The 19,316-nt window shown below is 70.8% G+C and carries 19 protein-coding genes and 1 pseudogene; 1 reads left to right on the top strand and 19 read right to left on the bottom strand.

The window, feature by feature from the left end:
- Positions 1-47: 47 nt before the first annotated feature.
- The 17 genes and pseudogenes from whiG to proS all read right to left on the bottom strand — a co-directional run bounded on the left by whiG (position 48) and on the right by proS (position 13,961).
- Positions 48-884: an RNA polymerase sigma factor WhiG gene (gene whiG, locus ACIQ7Q_RS29390; protein WP_356635402.1), complete on the bottom strand. Its 837-nt coding sequence runs from the start codon at positions 882-884 to the stop codon at positions 48-50.
- Positions 885-1,127: 243 nt separating this feature from the next.
- Positions 1,128-2,330 (bottom strand): DNA-processing protein DprA, encoded by a 1,203-nt coding sequence (dprA, locus tag ACIQ7Q_RS29385; RefSeq protein WP_403868514.1) that lies wholly within the window; start codon positions 2,328-2,330, stop codon positions 1,128-1,130.
- 26 nt (positions 2,331-2,356) lie between these two features.
- Positions 2,357-3,982, bottom strand: a complete 1,626-nt coding sequence (locus ACIQ7Q_RS29380) for a YifB family Mg chelatase-like AAA ATPase (protein ID WP_403868511.1) — start codon at positions 3,980-3,982, stop codon at positions 2,357-2,359.
- Positions 3,982-4,344, bottom strand: coding sequence for a YraN family protein (locus tag ACIQ7Q_RS29375; RefSeq protein ID WP_403868508.1), 363 nt, complete (start codon positions 4,342-4,344; stop codon positions 3,982-3,984). Before ACIQ7Q_RS29375 ends, ACIQ7Q_RS29380 begins: the two co-directional genes overlap by 1 nt.
- Before the next feature lie 172 nt (positions 4,345-4,516).
- The gene (locus ACIQ7Q_RS29370; RefSeq protein ID WP_005311352.1) at positions 4,517-4,825 is read right to left on the bottom strand and encodes a DUF2469 domain-containing protein; all 309 of its coding nucleotides are present in this window, start codon (positions 4,823-4,825) and stop codon (positions 4,517-4,519) included.
- Between the two features lie 56 nt (positions 4,826-4,881).
- The gene (locus ACIQ7Q_RS29365) at positions 4,882-5,391 is read right to left on the bottom strand and encodes an NUDIX hydrolase (protein ID WP_403868505.1); all 510 of its coding nucleotides are present in this window, start codon (positions 5,389-5,391) and stop codon (positions 4,882-4,884) included.
- Positions 5,381-6,124 (bottom strand): signal peptidase I, encoded by a 744-nt coding sequence (gene lepB, locus ACIQ7Q_RS29360; protein WP_403868764.1) that lies wholly within the window; start codon positions 6,122-6,124, stop codon positions 5,381-5,383. Before lepB (ACIQ7Q_RS29360) ends, ACIQ7Q_RS29365 begins: the two co-directional genes overlap by 11 nt.
- Before the next feature lie 71 nt (positions 6,125-6,195).
- A complete protein-coding gene (lepB, locus tag ACIQ7Q_RS29355) occupies positions 6,196-7,101 on the bottom strand; it encodes a signal peptidase I (protein WP_403868761.1) in 906 nt (301 codons plus the stop codon).
- A pseudogene (lepB, locus tag ACIQ7Q_RS29350) lies at positions 7,007-8,078 on the bottom strand (signal peptidase I); the annotation flags it as partial. The gene lepB (ACIQ7Q_RS29355) and the pseudogene lepB (ACIQ7Q_RS29350), both read right to left, overlap by 95 nt.
- Positions 8,071-8,865 carry a signal peptidase I gene (gene lepB, locus ACIQ7Q_RS29345; RefSeq protein WP_403868502.1) on the bottom strand — a complete coding sequence of 265 codons (795 nt, stop codon included), beginning with the start codon at positions 8,863-8,865 and terminating at the stop codon, positions 8,071-8,073. The pseudogene lepB (ACIQ7Q_RS29350) and the gene lepB (ACIQ7Q_RS29345), both read right to left, overlap by 8 nt.
- A gap of 71 nt (positions 8,866-8,936) precedes the next feature.
- A complete protein-coding gene (gene rplS / locus ACIQ7Q_RS29340; protein WP_100109387.1) occupies positions 8,937-9,287 on the bottom strand; it encodes a 50S ribosomal protein L19 in 351 nt (116 codons plus the stop codon).
- A gap of 126 nt (positions 9,288-9,413) precedes the next feature.
- Entirely contained in the window at positions 9,414-10,235 is an 822-nt protein-coding gene (gene trmD / locus ACIQ7Q_RS29335) for a tRNA (guanosine(37)-N1)-methyltransferase TrmD (protein ID WP_403868499.1), read from the bottom strand.
- Positions 10,235-10,780 (bottom strand): ribosome maturation factor RimM, encoded by a 546-nt coding sequence (rimM, locus tag ACIQ7Q_RS29330; protein ID WP_403868496.1) that lies wholly within the window; start codon positions 10,778-10,780, stop codon positions 10,235-10,237. The genes trmD and rimM overlap by 1 nt, the downstream gene beginning before the upstream one ends.
- 78 nt (positions 10,781-10,858) lie before the next feature.
- Entirely contained in the window at positions 10,859-11,098 is a 240-nt protein-coding gene (locus ACIQ7Q_RS29325) for an RNA-binding protein (protein WP_003980229.1), read from the bottom strand.
- 2 nt (positions 11,099-11,100) lie between these two features.
- Positions 11,101-11,541, bottom strand: coding sequence for a 30S ribosomal protein S16 (rpsP, locus tag ACIQ7Q_RS29320; protein ID WP_403868493.1), 441 nt, complete (start codon positions 11,539-11,541; stop codon positions 11,101-11,103).
- Between the two features lie 232 nt (positions 11,542-11,773).
- Positions 11,774-12,367 (bottom strand): hypothetical protein, encoded by a 594-nt coding sequence (locus tag ACIQ7Q_RS29315; protein WP_403868490.1) that lies wholly within the window; start codon positions 12,365-12,367, stop codon positions 11,774-11,776.
- Positions 12,368-12,548: 181 nt separating this feature from the next.
- Positions 12,549-13,961 (bottom strand): proline--tRNA ligase, encoded by a 1,413-nt coding sequence (gene proS / locus ACIQ7Q_RS29310; protein ID WP_403868487.1) that lies wholly within the window; start codon positions 13,959-13,961, stop codon positions 12,549-12,551.
- A 209-nt stretch (positions 13,962-14,170) separates the two neighbouring features.
- Here proS and ACIQ7Q_RS29305 point away from each other — a divergent pair, with 209 nt between their 5' ends.
- On the top strand, positions 14,171-14,983 hold the full coding sequence (locus tag ACIQ7Q_RS29305; protein ID WP_403868485.1) for an SAM-dependent methyltransferase: 813 nt from the start codon (positions 14,171-14,173) through the stop codon (positions 14,981-14,983).
- 96 nt (positions 14,984-15,079) lie between these two features.
- On the opposite strand, the gene ffh is transcribed toward ACIQ7Q_RS29305, so the two are convergent.
- Positions 15,080-16,630, bottom strand: coding sequence for a signal recognition particle protein (gene ffh / locus ACIQ7Q_RS29300; RefSeq protein ID WP_403868482.1), 1,551 nt, complete (start codon positions 16,628-16,630; stop codon positions 15,080-15,082).
- A gap of 226 nt (positions 16,631-16,856) precedes the next feature.
- Positions 16,857-19,313, bottom strand: a complete 2,457-nt coding sequence (locus tag ACIQ7Q_RS29295; RefSeq protein WP_403868479.1) for a [protein-PII] uridylyltransferase — start codon at positions 19,311-19,313, stop codon at positions 16,857-16,859.
- Positions 19,314-19,316 lie beyond the last annotated feature (3 nt).

Genomic DNA, 19,316 nt, shown 5'->3' with positions numbered 1-19,316 from the left:
CCTGGGCACGCCTCCACTTTACGGATGCGCCCCGGGCGAGCCCAGAGTCACCGTCCCACGTCGGCCAGCTTGGCCCGCAGCTGCAGGACCGACTTGGTGTGGATCTGACTCACCCTGCTCTCCGTGACGCCCAGGACATGGCCGATCTCGGCCAGCGTCAGACCTTCGTAGTAGTAGAGGGTGACGACGGTCTTCTCGCGGTCGGGCAGGGTGTTGATGGCGCGGGCGAGGAGCCGGCGCAGTTCGCGGTCCTCGGCCACCTCGACCGGGTTGTCGGCGGCGGTGTCCTCAAGCGTGTCCATGAGACTGAGCCGCTCGCCGCCCTCACCGCCCACATGCAGCAGTTCCTCGAGCGCCACCACATTGGCCAGTGACAACTGGCTGAAAACCGCGTGCAGTTCCTCGACGGAGATGTCCATCTCCGCGGCGACCTCGGTCTCGGACGGGGTGCGCCGCAGTTGCGCCTCGAGCGTGGCGTAGGCGCGCTCGACGGCCCGTGCCTTCTGCCGCACGGAGCGGGGAATCCAGTCCAGGGCGCGCAGTTCGTCGATCATCGCGCCGCGAATCCGGGTGATGGCGTACGTCTCGAACTTGATCGACCGCTCGATGTCGAACTTCTCGATGGCGTCGATCAGGCCGAAGACCCCGGAGGAGACGAAATCGGCCTGCTCGACGTTGGACGGCAGCCCCACGCTGACCCGGCCGGCGACGTACTTGACCAGCGGCGAGTAGTGCAGGATCAGCTGCTCCCGCAGGCGGTCGTCACCCGTGGCCTTGTACGACCGCCACAACTCCTCGAGCGACGAGGGTGCGGAAGGCCGCACGGTGCCACGAGCAGCGGGTGGCGCTGCCGCGCGGTCAGACCCGGAGGTGTGCTGGGGCATGCGTTGCCTGAGCCGTTCTGCTGTGAGGAGTGTGGGAGGGGGCCCTCTGGGGGCCGGAACCCGGTGAGCGTAGCGTGACTACGCGGTCGCGGTGGGCGAAGGCGGGGGGAACGAACCTGCGTGGGTATTCGTCCTCGTCCACACCTTCGAACCGGGGCCGATGCCATGCGCACCGGCCCCTCAGGTGCCGCCGACCGCACTCCGAAGGTCATCGCCAACACCTTTTCACCCGAATGCCCCAGGTCAAGCACCGCCTCGCCGCGCGTTCGAACCGCGCTTGGCCGTGAGCGTCAACCTCCATCCCTCACCGACCCGTTCGACGAATCCGAGTGAATGCAGTTCGTACAGCTTGCCGAGGGCCTCGTCCACCGTCGTCCCCGCGTCGCGGGCGACGTCCTGCCCGTGGGCCGCGCCGCGGGCCGGAAGCGCCTCGAGCACCCGCCTGCCGGCCGGGTCCAGCAGGTCCCTGGGCAGCACTGGGCCGGTGTGCGCGGGTGCCAGTTCCCCCATGGCGCCGATCAGTTCGACCACCTCCGCGGCATCGGTGACCAGCACGCCCTCGCCCCGCAGCAGGTCATGGACCCCGGCCGAGAGGCCACTGGTGGCCGGGCCCGGTACCCCTATCGTGTAGCGGCCGAGGCGCTGGGCGCTGCGCGCCGTGACGAGTGAGCCGCTGCGGTGCTCGGCCTCGACGACGACCGTGCCCCGGGTCAGGGCGGCGATCACGCGGTTGCGCAGGACGAACCGGCTGGGCGTGGGATGACCCCCGGGGGGCAACTCCCCGATGACGAGCCCCTGTTCGACGATGCGTCCGATCAATGTGCCGTGACCACGGGGATAGGCGACGTCGACACCGCAGGCGAGGACCGCGACCGTGGCGCCGCCCGCGGCCAGCGCGCCACGGTGCGCCGAGCCGTCCACCCCGAACGCCGCTCCCGACACCACGACCCAGCCGCGCTCCGCGAGGCCGGAACCCAGGGTCGCCGCCATGTGCGCCCCATACGGGGTGCACGCCCGCGCCCCGACCACAGCGACCGAGCGCAGCGCCCATTTCCGCAGGTCGGGTAGGCCCCGCACCCAGAGGCCGACGGGCCTGGCGTCCCCCAGGTCGTTCAGCTGGCTCGGCCACTCGGGGTCGCCGGGCACGATGAACCGGCCGCCGAGTGCTTGGACGGCGTCCAGGTCGCGCTCCGGCTCCATCCCGACGGCGCGGGCGCGCAGCCCGCGGACACGGCGCTCGGTCGCCCCCGTCAACACGCCCTCGAGGCAGTCCTTCGATGTCAGCAGGGCGAGCAGACCCTCGGCGCCGAATTCGCGGAGCCACCGCCCGCCGTGCTCCTCCCCGGGCTCCAGGATCCGCGTCAAGGCGGCCCGCGCCGACCGCTCACGCTCCCGCTCGCGTTCCCCGGCACACCCGGCCACGGCGCCGCCCCCGTCAGGCGTCATGACCGCTTCCCCAACCCGGTCCGGCGTCATGACCGCGCCCCCGATCCGGCGCCCGCGCCCGCCGGAACGCCTCTCGCGATCCCGGTCCGCAGCTCCAGCGCCAGCGCCACGTCGGAGGTGTCCGGGCGGTCCCGGCCGGCGAGGTCGGCGACGGTCCAGGCGACGCGCAGGACCCGGTCCAGGCCGCGAGCGGTGAGCAGGCCGCGCTCCACGTCCCGTTCGGCCGCCGCGAGAGCGCCCGGCGCCACCGTCCAGCGGGTCCGCAGTTCGTGGCCCGGGACCTCGCTGTTGACGGTCCAGGGCGTGCCGTCCAGGCGGGCCGCCGCGCGGTCCCTGGCCTGCCGCACCCGGGCGGCGACCACCGCCGTGGTCTCGCCGCGGCCGCCCTGGCCGAGCAGGTCCGAGCGGCTCACCGGCTCGACCTGGATCCGCAGATCGACGCGGTCCAGCAGAGGTCCGGAAAGCCGGGCCTGGTACCGCCGGATCACGGAGGAGGGGCATTCGCAGCCCGCTCCGTGCAGGCTGTGCCGCCCGCAGGGACACGGATTGGCTGCCAGCACCATCAGGAACCTGGCGGGCAGCCGCACCACTCCCCCGCTCCTCGCCACCACGACGTGGCCCGATTCCAGGGGCTGCCGCAGCGCGTCCAGCACCTTGCCGGAGAACTCGGGGGCCTCGTCCAGGAACAGCACCCCGCGGTGGGCGAGCGAGACGGCCCCGGGCTTCGGCAGGCCGTTGCCTCCGCCCACCAGCGACTGCATGGTGGCCGAGTGGTGCGGTGCGCAGTACGGCGCCGTGCGCACCAGCGGCTCCCCTGGCGGCAGAATGCCCGCCACCGAGTGCACCGCCGTCACTTCGAGTGATTCACGCCGGGTCAGCGGCGGCAGGACCGAGGGCAGCCGCTCGGCCAGCATGGTCTTGCCGGCGCCCGGCGGCCCGGACAGCAGCAGGTGGTGACCGCCGGCCGCGGCGACCTCCAGACCGGTGCGCGCCGCGTGCTGCCCGGCGACGTCCGCCAGGTCCGGCCCGTCCGCCGAATCCGCCGAAAGGCCCGTGCCGACGCCCGCGCCCGGCACCAGCAGGCCGGCCAGTATGGCGTCCGGCCTGCCCTCCTCCACCGCCTCTTCCTCGGGCACCGGTTCGTCGGCGAGCACGGCGATCAGCTGACGCAGGCTCCGCACCCCGAGGACGGAGATGCCCGGCACGAGCGCGGCCTCGCCGGCGGTCTGCTCGGGCACGACCACGTGCTCGTACCCCGCCTCCGCCGCCGCGAGCACCGCGGGGAGCACCCCGCGCACCGGTCTGACCCGGCCGTCGAGCCCGAGCTCCCCGATCAGCACGAGATCGGCGATCTGCCGGGGGTCGATCCGCTCTGCCGCGCCGAGGACGGCGCAGGCGACGGCGAGATCGAAGCCGCTCCCGCTCTTGGGCACGGACGCCGGGCTGAGCCCCACGGTGAGCTTCTTCTGCGGCCACTCGGCGCCCGAGTTGACCACGGCCGCACGCACCCGGTCCCTGCTCTCGACCAGACTCTTGTCCGGGAGCCCCACCAGCGCGAACGCGGCCACTCCCGGCTCCAGGTCCGCCTGGACCTCGACCACTACGCCCTCGACGCCCACCAGGGCCACGGAACACGCACGCGCGAAGCCCATCAGGCCACCCCGCGGGCATGCTCGACGACCGCCGCGCCCCGCCGGGGCAGTAGCACGCCGACGAGATCGATGCGCACACCACCCGCAAGCGGAGTGCCGTGCCGCTCCAGCCAGCACTCGGCCAGCCGTCTGAGCCGCTGCGCCTTCGCGGGCGTGATCGCGGCCATCGGATGCTCGTAGCAGCCCACCCTGCGGGTCTTCACCTCGCAGACGACCACCGTGTCGCCGTCGCGGGCCACGATGTCGATCTCACCGGCACGCCCGCAGCGCCAGTTCCTCGCCAGCAGTCTCATGCCGGACCTGGTCAGCAGCCGTGCCGCCAGGTCCTCGCCGTACCGTCCCAGTGCCCCCGTCGCGTTCATCCCGGCACCACCTCCGGCATCGACTCTGACGCGTGGGGCGCCTCAGTGTGGATCTTGGTCGAAAGCCGTGGACAACCCTCGGGTTGTGGAAAACCGAGTCACTCACACGAGTGATGTCAGCTACCGGAGAGCTGGAGGTTGACGTCAGCTGCCCGGGGACTCGAGACAGAGGTCAGCTGCCGGGGAGCTCGAGGTCGCTCTTGTTCAGCTCCTCGATGTTCACGTCCTTGAATGTGAGCACCCGGACCTGCTTGACGAATCTGGCCGGCCGGTACATGTCCCAGACCCAGGCGTCCGCCATCGAGACCTCGAAGAAGACCTCGCCCTGAACCGAGTGCACCTGCATCTCGTAGTCGTTGGTGAGGTAGAACCGACGCTCGGTCTCGATCACGTATTTGAACAGCCCGACGACATCTCGGTACTCCCGGTAGAGCTTCAGCTCCATCTCGGTCTCGTACTTCTCGAGGTCCTCGGCGCTCATGGCATGTTCCCCTTCAGCCTTGCGTCCCCCCATTGTGCGTCAGCCGCCCTGGCTCCCTAGACGATTTCCGGGGCCAGAACCACCGGCGAAGTCGGGGGTCCCTCGTCGAGCAGCGTGCGCAGCAGCTCGGCGAGCCTGGTCGGATACACCGTCTCACGCGCCGCCGACAGTTCGGCGGAGGTCCACCACCTCAGGCCCGCGACGCTCCGCAGCTCGAGCTCTGTCAGAGCGCCCGGGGCAGTGGCGGTCTGCTGGGTACGCCCCAGGAAGTACCACTCGTCCTGGTCCCAGCGGCGCCCGTCGAAGGGGAATGAGCAGTGCCGCTGCCACAGCACCGGCCCCAGTTCCACCTCGGTGATCCCGGTCTCCTCCGCGAGCTCGCGCCGGGCCGCCTCCTCGCGGGTCTCCTCCCCTTCCAGGCCGCCGCCGGGGGTGAACCACCAGGTGTCGGCGGGGTCCGCCGGCTCGTACCCGTGCATCAGCAGGATCCGGTCCCGAGGATCGAGCAGCACGATCCTCGCGACCTTGCGCAGCCGGGTCGGGGCGCCGGCCAGGTCAGGCGACACGGGAGATCGTCCTGGCGCGCCTGTTGCGGCCGAGGAAGCCCGCCACCGGCCCGTACGCCGCCCCACCCACGATCAGAACGCCACCGGCCACGACGGCCCCCAGCATGAGCTTCACCGGGCCTGGCTGCGAGATGCCGCCCGGCAGGGCCGCGAAACCCTCGGGGCGGTCCACCATGCCTCCGTCCAGCGGCCATGCCACGGCGTCCAGGCGGGCCGTCACCGCGGACCGGGGGACGGAACCGTGGCCCGGGTCCTGCAGATGCGACCTCGAGTCGAGCGAACCCATGCGTTCGTCACCGAGGAGGAACAGGTGCCCGTCCGGCACATCCGCGGTGAACTTCTGCGACGCGTTCTCCTCCGGCTGCAGCAGATACGGTTCCTCGACCGCCTCGCCGTTGACGGTCAGCCGACCGTTCTCCGCGCAGCAGGCGATCTCGTCACCGCCCACGCCCACCACGCGCTTGACCATGGGCATGTCGCCCCACTGCTTGTCGCGGAAGACCACGATGTCGCCGCGGCGCACCTCACCACCGTCGATGCGCTCCGCCAACACCCTGTCGCCCGCCTTCACGGTCGGCGACATGGAGTCCGTCGGCACCGTGTACGGCTGGTAGACGAGGGCACCCCAGACGAAACCGCCCAGGAAGAGCACACAGCCGACGGCCACGGCCAGGCCCGACAGCGCACTGCCGAGCCGGCCGCGGCCGTCGTCGTCACGTCCCATTCCGCCCATCCCGGCGCTCCCCACCTCGGAGATTCGACCCCGAGAAGCTTGTTCTCGGGATCGGCGATATGGGCGGCACCCTACCCGGCGGTACGCCCGCCGGTCAGCCTCCTGCGCCACAGCACGATCGGCAGCGCCCCGGCCAGGCCGAGCGCCGCGGGCGCGGCGGGCAGCGCGGCAGCCGCGGCGTTGATCCCGGGCTGGTCGAAGGTGGCCGGCACCGGAAGCGTGGACCAGCGGTTGAGCGGCCAGGCGACCACCACGGCGCGTCCGACGACCTTTTCGACGGGGACGAAGCCGCTGTTCACGTCCTCCATGTGATAGCGGGAGTCCTGGGAGTTCTGGCGGTTGTCGCCCATCACCCAGATCTTGTCGTCCGGCACCTTGAAGGGCCCGAAGGGCATGTCGTCGCAGGCGCTGCTTCCCGGGTAGATGTACGGCTCGTCGAGGGCCTTGCCGTTGACCTTGACCGGCCCGCCCTTCTTGCACTCCACCGTGTCCCCGCCGACGGCGATGGTCCGCTTGATGAGGTCTTTCTCCTCGGCGGACGGCATCAGGCCGATGAAGCTCAGGAACTTTTGGACGAAGTTCGGTTCCGGGGTGGGCTCGCCCTCGAGCCAGCCGCCCGGGTCGTGGAAGACCACGACCTCGCCGCGCTCCGGCTCCGAGCCGAACCACGGCGTGAGCTTGTCCACCAGCACCCGGTCGCCCCGCTGCAGCGTGTTCATCATCGAGTCCGAGGGGATCGAGAACGCCTGCACCAGAAACGTCTTGATCAGCAGCGCCAGAAGGAGCGCGATACCGATCAGGAGCGGCAGTTCCTTCCAGAAGGACTTCTGCTTCTTCCGATCCGTACCGCTGCCGTCCGAGGAAGCGCCGTCGCTTCCGGTCGCCGGCGCCGAGTCGCCCGTCACGTCCGAGGGCTTCTCGGGAAGCCCGTGCCTCTCCTCGGGATCGTCGTGCCCGGACCGTGCGCCGACCGCCACATCCCCCACAACCACTCCTCACTCCGTGCGTACCGCCTGCGCCACAGCAGGGACAGGCCCACCACTCCCATAACGAGCGGGAGTTCCGCAGGGGTCGGGAGCAGGACCATTCGGTTCTGGTCCTGGGAGGACAGACTATTCGACGGCGGCTGTGCCACCGTCGACCCGGCGCGCGCATCGGGGACGGATGCGTAGGTCTCCGGCTCCTCGAGCTGCCGCCAGTGGTCGAGCGGCCACGCGATGACAACAGCGCGCCCGACGACCTGGTCCTCGGCGACTGTGCCGCTGCCCTCCTCGTCGAGGTGGAAACGTGAATCGGCCGAACTCGACCGGTGGTCCCCCATCACGAAGAGCCGGCCCTCCGGCACCTTCACGTCGAATTTCATCGTCGAGGGGACGTTCCCCGGATGCAGATACTGCTCGTTCAGCGGTACGCCGTTGACCGTGACGCGGCCGTCTTGGTCGCAGCACTTCACGGTGTCGCCGCCGACCGCGACGACCCGTTTGATGAGGTCCCGCTCGTCGTCGGACGGCAGCAGTCCGATGAAGGTCAGGCCCTGCTTGACCTGCTTGACCCCGATCGGGTCGTCCGCTTTGGGCTTCTCCTCCCGCGGCAGCCAGCCGCCGGGGTCCTTGAAGACGACGACGTCCCCCCGCTGCGGCTTCGAGCCGAACCACGGGGTGAGTTTGTCGACCAGCACCCGGTCCTCGATCCTGATGGTCTGCTCCATCGAGCCCGACGGGATCACGAACGCCTGGACGAGGAACGTCTTCAGCACCAGGGCTATGAGCAGCGCCACCGTTATCAGGAGGGGTACCTCCTTCATCGCGGACCGGCGTCGCTTGCGCTTGACCTTCTGCGCCAGCCGGCGCCGCTCCGCCCGCCCTGGCAAGGGCCTCGCCCCGTTCGTCGGCCGGGTCCCGGTGGGCAGCCGGGTGTCGGCCCGGTGGCTGGCGCTGCGTCCGCGGTTACCCATGGGCGCTGCCCGGAGGAGCGTCGGGCACGCCGGAGAACGCGTCAGCGGGCTCGATGTCCGACCAGCGGGTGATCGGCCAGCCGATCCAGTCGGCCCGCCCGATCACCTTGTCGACGGGCACCATGCCGCCGCCCGGCTCGCCGAGATGGTCCCTCGAGTCGCGCGAGTTGCTGCGGTGGTCCCCCATGACCCACAGGGTCGCCTCGGGGACGACGATGTCGAAGGCGACCTCGGAAGGCCCGCCGTCGGGGTGCAGATATCTCTCGTCCACCGGTACGCCGTTCACCTCGACCCTGCCCCCCTTGTCGCAGCAGACAACTCGGTCACCGCCCACGCCCACCACCCGCTTGACGAAATCGGTCTCCGCCGGCTCGGCGAGTCCGAGTGCGGCGAGCCCCTCTCGTACTACGGAACTGACCGGGTTTTCAGTCACTCCCCCTTGCACGAAGGAGCCCGTGCCGTCGAAAACGATCACGTCTCCGCGTCGGGGCTCTTCACTGAAACGGTACGCCAGCTTGTTCACCAGCACCCGGTCCCCGACCTGGAGCGTGGGTTCCATGGAGCTGCTGGGGATCTGGAAGGGCTGCACCACGAAGTGGCTCAGGAGCAGGACGAAGACGGCACAGGCGGCTCCGATGATGCCCGCCGTGCGCAGGGACATCGGAGAGCGGCCGGAGCGGCGCCTCGAGGGCCCGTAATGACGCGCGGAGCGCGACCTCTCTCCCAGGTCGCCGTCGGGCGGGGTGGGAGAGAGGTCGCGCTCCGTGTGCTGTGCTTCGGTGTCCATCGAGGGCAGAGCCTATCCGGCCGCCCTGAGAGCGGTTGATCCGAAACGTCGTCGCGGCAGTGAGCTCAGGCTCAGTTGTCGCGCTTCTCCTTGATCTTCGCGGCCTTGCCGCGCAGCTCACGGAGGTAGTAGAGCTTGGCGCGACGGACGTCACCGCGAGTGACGAGCTCGATCTTCTCGAAGATCGGGCTGTGCACCGGGAAGGTGCGCTCGACGCCGACGGAGAAGGAGACCTTGCGGACCGTGAAGGTCTCGCTCACGCCCGCACCCTGGCGGCGGATGACAACGCCCTTGAACTGCTGGATACGAGAGCGGTTGCCCTCGATGACGCGAACGTGGACGTTCACGGTGTCGCCGGGGCGGAAGGCCGGGACGTCGCTGCGCAGCGATGCGGCGTTGACGTTGTCGAGCAGGTGAGCCATGGTGGTCTGCTTCCTCGCCGATGCCACAGGTCATCGACGGAATTCGGAATGAGAATCGAGGTGCTCTCGCCGAGCGGGCGTCGTTCCCCCTGTGGCAGGGGCGCCGACCGGGCGTACAGCAGCGGCCTATTCTTCCACGGCCTCGGTCCTGCGCCAAAATCCGTCCGCCGGCTCCGGTGCCCAGCCGAGCATCGAGAGGATCTCGCGGTCCTTCTTGTCGAAGTCCGCCGGGTCGCAACGCTCTATCAGATCCGGCCTGTTGAGGGCCGTGCGCCGGAACGCCTCGTCCCGCCGCCAGCGTGCGATCTTCCCGTGGTGCCCGCTGACCAGCACGTCCGGGATCGCCCGTCCGCGCCAGGTGGGGGGCTTCGTGTAGACGGGCCCCTCCAACAGGTTCGCCATCGCGCCGGGCGCGAAGGAGTCGTCGCGATGCGACTCGGCGTTGCCAAGGACACCGGGCAGCAGGCGGGCCACGGCCTCGGTGACAACCAGTACGGCAGCCTCGCCGCCGGCCAGCACATAGTCGCCGATGGACACCTCGTACACCGGCATACGGGTCGCGTACTCGTCGACGACCCGCCGGTCGATGCCTTCGTAGCGGGCGGGCGTGAAGATCAGCCAGGGGCGCTCGGACAGCTCGACCGCGAGCTTCTGGGTGAAGGGCCGGCCGCTGGGCGTGGGCACGACCAGCGCGGGGCCGTGGGCGCCGGCTTCGTAACCGTCGGCCAGGGTGTCGTCGAGCGCCTCCCCCCAGGGCTCGGTCTTCATGACCATGCCGGGGCCGCCGCCGTAGGGAGTGTCGTCGACCGTGTTGTGCCGGTCGTACGCCCAGTCGCGCAGGTCGTGCACATGGACGCCGAGCTGCCCGCGGGCGCGTGCCTTGCCGACCAGGGAGACGTTCAGCGGCTCGAGGTACTCGGGGAAGATCGTGACGACGTCGAGGCGCATCAGGACTCGTCCCGCGACGACGCGATCTCGGCGTCGGCGTCGTTGAGCAGACCGGGCGGCGGAGTGATGACGGCCCGCTGCTCCTCGAGGTCGATCTCGGTGACGATCTGCTCCACGAACGGGATCATCACCTCGCTGCCGTCGGGTCGTTCGACGATGAACAGGTCCTGCGAGGGCAGGTGGCTGATCTCGGTGATCCGTCCGATCTCCGTGCCGTCGGCCAGCACCACGTCGAGGTCCATCAGCTGGTGGTCGTAGTACTCGTCGGGCTCCTCGGGGAGCTCCTCCGGGTCGACCTCGGCGATCAGCAAGGTGTTGCGCAGCGCCTCCGCGGCGTTGCGGTCCCTGACCCCCTCGAAGCGCAGCAGCAGCCGACCGCTGTGCACCCTGCCGGACTCGATCGTCAGCGGCCCGGCGCCGGCCGGGTCGGTGGCCAGCACGGCGCCGGGGCCGAGCCGCAGCTCGGGCTCGTCCGTACGCACCTCGACGGTGACCTCGCCCTTGATGCCATGGGCGCGGCCGATCCGCGCGACTACCAGCTGCACGCTTGCAAACTCCTTCGATACGACTACGGGCCGGGGACGGCCGTCGGCCCTCCCCGGCCCGAGCCGGTGTTCAACTGTTCAGCGAACCTGGTCCACGTCGACGAGGTCGACGCGGATGCCACGGCCGCCGATGGCGCCCACGACGGTGCGCAGGGCGCGCGCGGTGCGGCCGTTGCGGCCGATCACCTTACCGAGATCGTCGGGATGGACCCGGACCTCGAGCACACGCCCGCGGCGCAGGGTGCGCGAAGCCACCTGCACATCGTCCGGGTTGTCGACGATGCCCTTCACGAGGTGCTCGAGAGCCTCCTCGAGCATCCTCAGGCCTCGGTCGACTCGGCGGGCGCGGCCTCGGCCTCGTCCGCCTTCTTGTCGGCCTTCTTCGCCTTCGGGGTGATGGCCTCACCCTTGGCGTCGTCACCCTCGAGGCCCTTGGCGAAGGCGTCGAAGGAGGCGCGCTTGTCTTCCTTCGTCTCCGGCTGCTGCAGCGGCGCCGGGGCCGGGAGGCCCTTGTGCTTCTGCCAGTCGCCGGTGAGCTTCAGGATCGCCATGACCGGCTCGGTCGGCTGGGCGCCGACGGACAGCCAGTACTGAGCACGCTCCGAGTCGACCTCGATGCGCGAGGGGTTGTACGTCGGGTGGTACAGACCGATCTCCTCGATGGCCCGGCCGTCACGGCGGGTACGGGAGTCGGCGACGACGATGCGGTAGTGGGGCTGGCGAATCTTGCCGAGACGCTTCAGCTTGATCTTGACTGCCACGGGAGTGGTGTCTCCTGGTCTTGACGTGGTTGGGCACAACGAGATGCCACGTGGGGTTGCGGTACTCGGGTGCCCGATGGACGCGTCAGCCGGAGGCGAGAGGGTTCCTGTGCGGCTGTCGAGTACAGCTAGCCATTGTGCCACACACCCGCGACGGCTCTTCACCCGGCCGGGCACCGCGCGGCCAGGGTCTGCGGCTCGGCCCGGGTGGGCCCCGGGTGGGCGCGGACGATCAGCTCGCCGCGCCTACTGCCTCCGGGATACGGAAAGGCTTTCCGCACCCTCCGCAGACGATCGGCGCCTGCGCGAGGACCGACGGGACGACTCTGACATTGCGGCCGCAGTCGCAGACGGCCTTGACCCGCACCCCGCCGCCCGAGGAGCCGTGCCGTGCGGCCGGTCCGCGGAAGGTCCGCTTGGTGTCGGAAGCCGTTGCGACCGTGTGCGCCTTGAGGGCGCGCTGCAGCCGCTCGATCGTGGGGCGGTACCGCCGCTTCGCCTCGGGGTTGAGCGCGACCAGCGAGAAGCCGCTGCTGGGATGCGGCTCCTCCACGTGATCGAGGCCCATTTCCTCGGCGATCGCGAGGAAGCGGCGGTTGTGGTAGCGGCCGGCGCGCGAGGTGTCGCGGACTCCTCGCGCGGCGGCGATGCCGTGGACTGCCTCATGGAGCAGTCGCTCGAAGGAGAGCTCGGCGCCGCAGGCGGACGAGGACTCTCCGATCAGGGACTCGGGCGCGGCAAGATCCGGCAGCTCGGGGTGGTGCCGCTGAATATCGGCCCACGCCTGTGCCAGCTCTGCGGCGAGAACAGGTGGTGTCGTGCTCACGTCGTGATAACGAGCCGGAGGGCCCGCGGGTTCCATTCCGGGCCATCCGAAATATTTTGCACGTACCCGTCAGTTGCCGTTGATGCGTCCTGACGAGGGCGGGTACGCCGATCTGCGGAGAAGCCTCACAGCTCGCACCAAGGTGGTACGTAGCGACCGCCGACGAGCCGGGACGGAGGGCTCAGTAAGCCCGGGCCACGATCGCGACAGTACCGGGGGCGTCGTCAGACACGGGAACCGACCCGTCCTCGGCGACGAGGCACCGCACCGACACCGCCTGCTCCCCCAGCTTCGCTTCCCCCACCTCGCCCAGCGTCGCCCACGGAATGCGTGCCCATCCGCCGGCGACCGCGGCCTCGGCGGCCTCCTCGATCGTGGTGACGTCGCTGGTACGGGACTCGCGGCGGGCCCTGGACTGCTCGAGCAGCAGTGCCTGGTCGTCCTCGAGGATCTTGGGCAGCAGCGCGGCGAGCGACTCGACGGCCACCGCCTCCTTGCCGCCGGGGATGCGCCGGGCCAGCATCGCCGTACCCGCCTCCAGGTCGCGCGGGCCGATCTCGATCCGTACGGGGATGCCCTTGAGCTCCCAGTCGACGGCCCGGCGGCCGAAGGGGGTGTCGACGCGGTCGTCGACCTGGACGCGCAGCCCCGCCGCCCTGAGGGCGTCGCCCAGTTCGCGGACCTTGGCGACCGCCTCGTCGCCCTTGATGGCCATGACGACGACCTGGACGGCCGCCAGCCTCGGCGGCACCCGCAGGCCGTTGTCGTCGCCGTGGGACATGATCAGCCCGCCGACCATCCGGGTGGACGTTCCCCACGAGGTCTGCCAGACCAGTTCCTGCTGCCCGCCCTTGGACAGGTACGACGTGTTGAAGGCTTTGGCGAAGTTGGTGCCGAGCTCATGGCTCGTGCCCATCTGGAGCGCCTTGCCGTCGCCCATCATCCCTTCCAGGGTCAGGGTGTTGATGGCCCCGGCGAAGCGTTCCCTGGGCGTCTTGCGGCCGAGAACCACGTCGATGCCCAGCACGTTGACCATGAAGTCCGCGTAGACCTGCCGGTGGATGTACGCGGCGTAGTCCCTGGCGTCCTCGTACGTGGCGTGGGCGGTGTGGCCCTCCTGCCAGAGGAATTCCGTCGTACGGAGGAAGACGCGCGGGCGCATCTCCCAACGGACCACGTTCGCCCACTGGTTGATCAGCAGCGGCAGATCCCGGTAGCTCTGCACCCATTTCGAGAAGTAGTCGTTGATGATCGTCTCCGACGTGGGGCGCACCACGACGGGCTCCTCGAGCTCCTTGCCACCCCCGTGCGTGACCACCGCGAGCTCGGGCGCGAAGCCCTCGACGTGCTCAGCCTCGCGAGTCAGGTAAGACTGGGGGATGAAGAGCGGGAAGTAGGCGTTCTGAGCGCCCGCTGCCTTGATGCGGGCGTCCATCTCCTGCTGCATCCGCTCCCACAGGCCGTAGCCGTACGGTCGGATGACCATGGTGCCGCGCACCGGGCCGTTGTCCGCCAATTCGGCCTTGTTGATCAGGTCCTGGTACCAGCGTGGGAAGTCTTCCGCCTGCGGCGTAAGAACGGGTGCCTTTGCCATGGCGCGCATCGTACGGCGACACAGGACCTCAGCGTGAATCGGCCAGGTCGCCCGTGGCGCACGCCCCGGGCTCGTAAGCAGTGCCGCACAACCCCTGGACGTGGGGACGCCCGCGGAGTTCTCTGGCATACGGGGGAGCGCGGGGCGTACGCACACGGGGGCTGAGCTTCAGGGCACAACCGACCTCTCGGCGGATTGGGGCGCTTTCGATGACATCCACGCTCGTCCGGCACCGGACCGACAAGGCGTCCGCGTCCTCGGCGGACGCAGGCGCACGGGCCCGGGACTGGGCAGAGATCCAGGAACGCATGCTGGTGCCTCTTTACGAGGCGGTCTACGAACGTCTCGAGGTCGGCACCGGGTCGAGGCTGCTGGGCCTCGACTGCGGTTCCGGACTCGCCCTCCTCATCGCACAGGCCCGCGGCGCGACCGTGACGGGCGTCGACACGGACCTCGACCGTCTCGCCCTCGCGCGGGAACGGATGGCCGGCAACCCGAACGCCCTCCTGTACGACGGGGATGTCGGCGCGGCAGCCGAGCCGGACGGGCCCGCGTACAACCTGATCACCGCGTTCAAGCCGATCGGCTGCAGCGCGGGCGACGGCGAGGAGTTGGAGCAGGCCCTCAGGCACGCGGTCGGTCTCGCGGAGCGCAGGAGCGTGGTCGTGCTCACCGGTTGGGGCCCGCCGGAGCGGTGCGCCACGTCCGGGGTGCTCCGGGTGGCGGGCGGTCCGCGCGGCGACCGCCGGCCGGCCCACCGTGACGCCTTGGAGGACATCGCCGCCCGTGCGGGCCTGAACCCGGACGGTTCGGGCCGGGTGGCCTGCCCGTTCGGCTACGGGGACGTGGAGAGCGCCGTGCGCGGGCTGCTGTCGACGGGGCTCTACGACCAGGCCGTGCGGGAGGCCGACCAGGCGCAGGTGGAGAAGGAGATCGCCGAGGCACTCCACCCGTACCGGCGGTCCGACGGCACGGTGTGGATGCCCAACGTCTTCCGGTATCTGATCGCCCGCGCGCGCTGACCGCTGCGGGACGGCAGGGGCGGCCTACCGCGACACGAGGGGCCCGCGACCGTGACGGTCGCGGGCCCCTCGTGGCTGTCCGGTGGAACCGGCGGATCAGCCCATGAACTTCTTGAACTCGTCGGGCAGCTCGAAGTCCTTGCCCGGCTCGCCGTCGGGCAGTCCGAAGGCACCGCCCTGGGCCGCCTGCTCGCGGCGCGCCGCCGCTGCCTGCTCCTCGGCCTTGCGCTTCATCGGGTTGCCGCTCTTGCGCTTGCCCTTCGCCTGCTTCTGCTGCTTCTTCTGACGGCCGGGGCCGCCACCCATGCCCGGCATGCCCGGCATCCCCGGCATGCCGCCGCCCTGGGCCATCCTCGACATCATCTTGCGCGCCTCGAAGAACCGCTCCACCAGGCCCTTCACCGCGCTCACCTCGACGCCGGAACCCTTGGCGATACGGGCGCGGCGCGAGCCGTTGATGATCGTCGGGTCGTTGCGCTCCCCAGGGGTCATCGACTTGATGATCGCGGCCGTGCGGTCCACGTCGCGCTCGTCGATGTTGTTGATCTGGTCCTTCATCTGCGCCATGCCGGGCAGCATGCCGAGCAGCTTGGAGATGGAGCCCATCTTGCGGACCTGCTCCATCTGGGCCAGGAAGTCGTCGAGCGTGAACTCCTTGCCCTTGCTGCTCGCCAGCTTGGAGGCCATTTTGGCGGCCTCTTCCTGGCTGAAGGTCTGCTCGGCCTTCTCGATGAGCGAGAGCATGTCGCCCATGCCGAGGATGCGGGACGCCATGCGGTCCGGGTGGAACGCGTCGAAGTCGTCCAGCTTCTCGCCGTTGGAGGCGAACATGATCTGCTTGCCGGTGACGTGCGCGACGGAGAGCGCGGCACCGCCTCGGGCGTCGCCGTCCAGCTTGGACAGGACCACGCCGTCGAAGCCGACGCCGTCGCGGAAGGCCTCCGCGGTGTTGACGGCGTCCTGACCGATCATGGCGTCGACGACAAAAAGGATCTCGTCGGGCGAGGTCGCGTCCCTGATGTCCGCGGCCTGCTGCATCATCTCCTGGTCGATGCCGAGACGGCCGGCGGTGTCGACGATGACGACGTCGAACTGCTTGGTCCTGGCGTACTCGATGGAGTCCTTGGCGACCTGGACCGGGTCACCGACGCCGTTGCCCGGCTCGGGCGCGTAGACGCCGACACCGGCGCGGTCGGCGACGACCGAGAGCTGGTTGACGGCGTTGGGGCGCTGGAGGTCACACGCGACGAGCAGGGGCGCGTGACCCTGGGCCTTCAGCCAGAGGCCGAGCTTTCCGGCGAGGGTCGTCTTACCGGCACCCTGGAGACCGGCGAGCATGATCACGGTCGGGGCGGTCTTGGCGAACCGCAGACGGCGGGTCTCACCGCCCAGGATCGTGACCAACTCTTCGTTGACGATCTTGATGACCTGCTGGCTCGGGTTCAGAGCCTTGGAGACCTCGGCACCGAGGGAGCGGGCCTTGATCTGCTTGATGAACTCCCGGACGACCGGAAGCGCCACGTCGGCCTCGAGCAGGGCGATACGGATTTCCCGGGCCGCGCCGTCGATGTCAGCCTCGGACAGGCGTCCCTTGCCCCTGAGGTTCTTGAAAGTCGCGCTGAGGCGGTCGGAAAGCGTATCGAACACGGTGGTCGCGATTCCTCGGGTCGGGGCCTGGTGGTCGCCCCAAGGGTATCGGGCCTCGGAACATTCATGCCCCCGCCCGCCGTAACGGGCGGACCGGGGCGCGAAGCCCGCAAGGGCGGAGAGCAAGCAATGCCGATCTTCGTGATCTGCTGAGCGGGTGGAACACCCCACGTCGTCGGCGGGAGCACGCCCCGCTCAGCGACCGGCCGCGCCGCTCGCCGCCCCCTCACCGCAGTGCCTCCTCCACCCCCTTTGCCAGCGCCGCCGCCTCCGCGTCGCCGAGCGGGGAGCCGTTCTCGTCCGTGACGTACAGCGTGTCGACCGCGTTCGCGCCCAGGGTGGAGACGTGTGCGCTCCTGACCCGCACGGCTGCCCCCTCCAGCGCGCGGCCGATCCTGTGGAGCAGCCCCGGCGCGTCCTGGGCGCGGACCTCGATCACCGTGGCGAGGCGTGAGCCCGCCGGGGCCACCGTGACCCGCGGCGGAGGCGCCTTCACGCCGCGCCGCCTGGGATAGGCGGCCTCGCGCTCGGTGAGGCGGCCCCGGATGTCCAGGGAGCCGTCCAGGGCCCGCACCAGGTCGGCGCGGAGCCTGGCGGCCTGCGGCAGGGAGCCGTACTCCGCCGCCACCCGCCAGTTCAGGACCAGGACCGAGCCGTCGCCCACCTCGCTGGGCAGCTCGATCGCCCGCAGGTCGGCGGCGCGGACTGTGAGCCGGTGCAGCGCGAGGACCCCGGCTGCCGCGGGCAGGACGCCGGGCTGGTCGGGCAGGGCGATGAGCAGTTCGACGCCGACCGGTTCCGGTTCACCGTCCTCGGCGGGGGCCTCGGGCTGGGCGTGCAGGGTCAGTACCGGTTCGCCGGTGCGCATGGCCTCGACGGCGAGCCGTTCCTGTTCGGCGCTGGGGGCGGTCTGGTCCGGCTCCGCGGGGGCTTCGCCCGCGAGGACGGCGGCGACCCGTTCGACCAGGTCCGCGACGAGGGAGCCGCGCCAGGAGGACCAGGCCGCCGGTCCGGTGGCGAGGGCGTCCGCCTCGGTGAGGGCGTGCAGCAGCTCCAGCGTGGAGACGGACCTGACGACGGAGGCCACGGAGGCCACGGTCGCCGGATCGTCCAGGTCGCGCCGGGTCGCCGTCTCGATGAGGAGCAGGTGGTGGCGTACGAGCGTGGCGATGACGGCCACGTCGGCGCGGTCGAAGCCGATCCGGGCGGCCACATCGCGGGCGATGGTCTCGCCGGCGACGGAGTGGTCGCCGGGCCATCCCTTGCCGATGTCGTGCAGCAGGGCCGCGACGAGGAGCAGGTCGGGACGGCCGACGTGGCGGGTCAGCTCCGAGGCCTTGACCGCGGTCTCGACGAGGTGCCGGTCGACGGTCCAGGTGTGCACGGCGTTCCGCTGCGGACGGCAGCGGACCCGTTCCCAGTCCGGGACGAACCGGGTGATCAGCCCTTCGGCCTCCAGGGCCTCCCACACGGCGACGGTCGGCGGCCCGGCACCGAGGAGAGTGACGAGCTCCTCGCGGGCCTCCGCCGGCCAGGGCACGGGCAGCGGGTGGCCGGACACGGCCTGGCCGAGGCGCCGGACCGCGTGCCGGGAGATCGGCAGCCCCGACTGGGCCGCGGCGGCCGCGGCGCGGAGCGGCAGCACCGCGTCGCGTTCGGGACGCGCGGTGCGGGCCAGGACCACTTCCCCGTCGAGTTCGACGACGCCCTCGGCGAGGGGTGTGCGCTCCGGCTGCGGGGCCCGCCCGCCCAGCATGGCCCGCAGCCTCGGCCGTACGGCCCGTGAACGCAGGACGCGGCCGACCTCGCGCCAGGTGACGTCGGTGGCGTACGAGACAGTCCGCGCGGCCTCGTACACCTGGCGCAGCAGGGTGTCGGCGTCGAGGAGGCCGAGTTCCGCGGCGACCTGGTCCTGTTCCTGGAGGGCGAGACGGTCGGTGGCGCGCCCCGTGGTCAGATGGAGCGCATCGCGGACGTCGAGCAGGGTGCGGCGGGCTTCGGCAAGCCCTTCCCGGGGGGCGTCGGCCAGCCAGGAGGCGGCGACCGCGCGCAGCGCGGTGGCGTCCCGCAGTCCGCCGCGGGCCTCTTTCAGATCGGGCTCGAGGAGGTACTGCAGCTCGCCCTGGCGGGCGGCACGTTCGCGGCAGAGCTCGTCCAGTTCGGGCAGCCGACGCGGTGCCTGGTTGCGCCAGTCGGCGAGCACGGCCGTGCGCAGCGACGCGACCAGGCCCACGTCGCCGGCCACCGCCCGCGCGTCGAGCAGCCCGAGCTGCACCTTGAGGTCCTCGCCGGCCGTCCTGCGGGCCTCGGCCGGGGTCCGTACGGAGTGGTCGAGGGCGAGCCCTAGGTCCCAGACGGGGTACCAGATCCGGTCCGCGACGGCGGCTACGGCCGAGGCGGGAGCGCTGCCGTCGTGGAGCAGCAGGAGGTCGAGGTCGCTGCGCGGGGAGAGCTCGCCGCGGCCGTAGCCGCCGACGGCGACGAGAGCCATGCCCCGTACGACGCCCTGTTCCATGGCTGCGGTGCCGAACAGCGCCGAGAGCCATGTGTCGGTCAGCCCGGCCAGGGCCGCACGGCGCGGCGGCCCTGGCCGCTCCTTCTCGGTGAGGAGGCGCAGCCGGGCCGCCGCGTAGCCGCTGGGTCCCGAGTCTTCCGTTTCGTTGATCACTTCAGCACTCGTCACGCC

This window comes from Streptomyces sp. NPDC096176 (assembly GCF_044763255.1).
GTDB lineage: Bacteria > Actinomycetota > Actinomycetes > Streptomycetales > Streptomycetaceae > Streptomyces.
The sequence above is the reverse complement of the archived record's forward strand: the minus strand, read 5'-3'. Positions and strand labels throughout refer to the sequence as shown.